The organism is Microcoleus asticus IPMA8 (assembly GCF_013179805.1).
Taxonomy (GTDB): domain Bacteria; phylum Cyanobacteriota; class Cyanobacteriia; order Cyanobacteriales; family Microcoleaceae; genus Microcoleus; species Microcoleus asticus.
On sequence record NZ_SRRZ01000243.1, the window covers coordinates 1 to 3,876 of the forward strand.

General features: G+C 49.3%; 3 protein-coding genes and 1 pseudogene. 3 read left to right on the forward strand and 1 reads right to left on the reverse strand.

What is annotated here, in order from left to right; all coding sequences use genetic code 11:
- Window positions 1–101 precede the first annotated feature (101 nt).
- The gene (locus E5S67_RS31330) at window positions 102–269 is read left to right on the forward strand and encodes a hypothetical protein (RefSeq protein ID WP_339382803.1); all 168 of its coding nucleotides are present in this window, start codon (window positions 102–104) and stop codon (window positions 267–269) included.
- Window positions 270–328: 59 nt separating this feature from the next.
- Here the strand turns inward: E5S67_RS31330 and E5S67_RS31335 are convergent, their stop codons facing one another.
- Entirely contained in the window at window positions 329–1,576 is a 1,248-nt protein-coding gene (locus E5S67_RS31335; protein ID WP_172193292.1) for a hypothetical protein, read from the reverse strand.
- 581 nt (window positions 1,577–2,157) lie between these two features.
- Here E5S67_RS31335 and E5S67_RS31340 point away from each other — a divergent pair.
- Complete coding sequence (locus tag E5S67_RS31340; protein ID WP_172193294.1) at window positions 2,158–3,069, forward strand: tetratricopeptide repeat protein; 912 nt, start codon at window positions 2,158–2,160, stop codon at window positions 3,067–3,069.
- Window positions 3,070–3,199: 130 nt separating this feature from the next.
- Window positions 3,200–3,759, forward strand: a pseudogene (locus tag E5S67_RS31345) (Uma2 family endonuclease); the annotation flags it as partial.
- Window positions 3,760–3,876 lie beyond the last annotated feature (117 nt).

The following is a 3,876-nucleotide window of genomic DNA, read 5'->3' on the forward strand; positions in this document are numbered from 1 at the left end:
TATTTGACATCTCTACCGCAACATAAACCTATTCATATTCACTCATTTATTTATTATACATCGCTGATGTTATTAAATTTTCATTCCTGAGAGAGGCCGCTATCCTTCAGACTTTTCCCGAAAACTACCGCTTCCTAGCTCCTGGCGAGCGTGTCTGTTTCAGCAAACTGGGTCGTTTAATCGGAAACGCTGTTCCTGTCAAAATTGGCGAGGTGGTAGCGCAGAGCCTACTCGCTCATGTACAGAAGTACCCTAAGCAGCTCAAGTAAAAATGCAAGATTAAAAGTTTTTTTAACCTTTAATCTTGCATTTTTACTTGAGCTATTTTTTATTCCTCGATCGGCTTAGGCTTCTTAACCGGCTTAGGAAGAGGTTCCTTCGGCACAGGCGGTGGTGCTGCTGCTGCGGACTTGATGGTAGGACGCCCTACAGGAGCACCGTCACCGCTGGGCCTAGGAGTAAACGGACGCTTCCCTCCTCCTTTGAAGCCACCGGGCGGCTTGCTGCCAGGGGGGAATTTCCGCTTTTTAATCGGCAGGGCACCAATATTATTAGCCTGCTCAATCATCAGACTGTCAGCTTTCAATTTGACGTGGAAATCCCAAAAAAACCCGATCGCTTTTGTTGCTAAATCTCCCTTGAGTTTCAGTTTAAAAAACTTCATCTTGTCGTCATTCTTGCGGGGAGCTTGCTTGATTTTGACGATGACATACTTGTCTTCGTCTTGGGATTGATAAATCACCTCACCTCTAATCGAAAAATAGCCATCTTCAACATCAGGTTCCGAGGGTGGCAAAGATGCGGTAGATGCTTCGTCGCTAGTCTCAATCTCCGCTGCTTCCTGATTTTCCTCATCAGAGGACGGTTCGGGAGGTTTCTTGAGCGTTTCCGGCTCCCAAACTCCCATAATCTGGGCGTGCAAGTTGCCGTCTTCTTGCCTGGTGCGGGGATATACCACCCACAGGTGTTCTTGTTCCAGATCCAGGTGATTTTTGACTAAACTCATGACTCTACCCAGCAAAACTGCGTCGATGGCAGTTCCGTCGGCAGCGATCAGCATACCCCGGGTGAATTGTTCTTCTGATTGCGTGTAGCGGCCCCGCACCAAACCAACAGCTCGGTACTGTCTGGGTTCGCTGGGGGGGGGAATGGGATGTTGGCGCATGACGGAGGGTATGTCCTCAGCGCCCTGACTTTCGCTAGCAGCAGTCTCGGCGGTTCCGGGCGGTGCGACTGCGAGCGCTGGATTAGCGCTGGCAGATTCCGAAGGCGCGGATGGGGCGGATGCTGCAGGAGGATTGCTGGGCAGGTCTTTTGGCTTTGTTTTGTCCTTGTCGAGGGCAGAACTGTAGCGGGGTCGTTGCAGCGTATCCTTGGACGCTGGGGCGTCTGTTGGAGTTGGCGATTGATTTTGGTCAACAGGTGCAGCCAACGCCGAAGGCACCGGACTTTCGTCTGGTGTCTCAGGAATGGAATCTGTATCTTTAGGCGGATTGACGGCCAGTTCGCTGGGCTGAGCCTTGCGAGTTGAAGTAGATTTGGACGATTTGGAAGACCGGTTGGGAGAGGGGTTCATAAAAACTCCTTGCAGCGGAGACACATCCCTTAAGGGAAATTAGGAATAAACTGAAGAAACTGCTTTAAAAACTACTAGCACCTGACTTGGGGCTTGCGCCCGGAGGTCTGGTTGTGACCCGTCAACGCCAACTTTCAACGCTACCAGTGCAGATCGGTTGGCTGGCTGCTAAAATCCTTGCGAGCAAGGACTTTAGGAGTTGCTGACCGATCGATCGCCGATCGCGCCGAGTTGGAGTTGCTGGCTAATAGCATTTAGGATATTCAGCTTGCCTATTTTACTTAATCCAATTACCTAACGGGCTGATCCGCCATATTTTCGGTAATTTTTAGCTTGACCAGACTAAATTGGACAGACACCGCAGTCCTTGGGGCTGCAGGTCTGAGTGTCCAAAATTGTTTAGCTAGCATGGAGTTGTGGGTCTGTTACCATATTAGCTGCAAGTAAAAGGCTGCTTTGTCCGTTGGGACTTTGAAGTTAAAAACCTTTACCGTTGCACCGATCTAGTTAAATGGCAGATGCCCCCGGGCGATGCGTTAATTCTTAGAAAATAGTAGATTTTAAGCTGGGATAGTTGAATTATGGAAAAAGCAAACAAGCGTCGTGGGTTGATTACTGTGGTGGTGGTGCTGTCGCTCATCGCTTTTTTGGGATTTTCTCTTGTGCCAATTTTGGACAGTATTCTCAAGGCCAGCCAAGTGCAAAGTCGGTCAACTCCAACGCCTGTTCAGACGGCGCAGTCTGGGGAGAAGCAATCAGAGTTGCTGCAAGCTCAGGCGAGGGGGTACGAATTGGTTTTGCAGCGGGAACCTGACAATGTAACGGCTCTGCGGGGATTGTTGCAGGTGCGGCTGGAGTTGATCGGGCAAGGAGTAGGGGACATTAAGGATGCGATCGGTCCTTTGGAAAAGTTGGCTTCGCTGAATCCCGAGACTACTGAATACGGGATTTTGCTGGCTCAGGCTAAGGAACGCACGGGCGATCGCGAAGGGGCTGCTCAAGCTTACAGGTCAATTTTAGCGTCTAAGCCTGGGGAAATTAAGGCTTTGCAGGGGTTGGTGAATTTGTTGCTCGTGCAGCAGCGGCCGGAAGCTGCGATCGGACTGCTGCAAGATACGCTGAAGGCGGCTCCGGCTGCCAATCAGGCAAAACCGGAAAGTGTTGATGTAACTTCGGTGCAGTTGATTTTGGGACAGGTTTATGCTGTGCAGAAGCGCTACGAGGAGGCGATCGCAATTTATGACGAATCTGCTAAGGCTAATCCAAAAGATTTTCGCCCGACTTTAGGAAAGGCGATCGTGCTGAAGGAACAGGGCAAAACAGATGAGGCAAAAACGCTGTTCGATCGAGCTACTGAGTTAGCTCCTCCTAACTATAAAGACCAAATTAATCAGTTAGCTAGCGGCACTCCTTCGCCATCTCCAACAGCAGGAGATGCCAGTCCCGAACCTGCGGCTTCCCCAACTCCTGAAAGTGCGCTACCGAAACCTTAAGGAGTGTTTTAAGTACCTTATAACTGTAAGGACACAGCAGTGCTGTGTCCCTACCCATGCCGAGTTATTTAACCTAGATTTGAGATGACCAATTACTAATTACCAATTAGGTAAGACCTCGGAGGGAATTATGACTGCTAGCGTTAACCGCATTGTTGTACCTCCTGCTTTTCCCTACCACACTCAATTACCAGACTCCGACGGTACTTTTGTTGAAAATTTTCAGGAGCATCTGCAGAGTTTAATTTTAACTGATTCGATCGGGCAAATTTTGCAGCAGCGGCATCCTGACGGACAATATGCGATCGGTAAAGACTGCGGCATTTACTGGCGAGAAACTGAACCGGCGAAGGTGCAGAAGCTCCTGATTGGTTTTACGTTCCGAATGTACCTCCTAACATTGACGGTCAAATTCGGCGTTCCTACGTGCTGTGGCGGGAACGCATAGCACCGTTAATTGCTTTGGAATTTGCTAGCGGGAACGGGGATGAAGAGGGCGACCTTACTCCTTTATCTCGCACCGATGAAGGGGTAGTCACTAAACCTGGAAAGTTTTGGGTTTACGAGCGGGTGATGCGAATTCCCTATTACGGCATCTACCAAGTTAATAATGGCAGATTAGAAGTTTATCGGTTGATTGACGGGTATTATCAACTGTTAGAACTCAATCAACGCGGTCATTTTCCCCTGGGGGGGTGACGACCCGCCCCAAACCGATAGTTAGTAAGGATTGAGCCAACTTGTGGTAAAAAAAGATAGGCAGCAGAGTTGTTACACGCTTGCCTATCCAAAAAAATAATGATACCA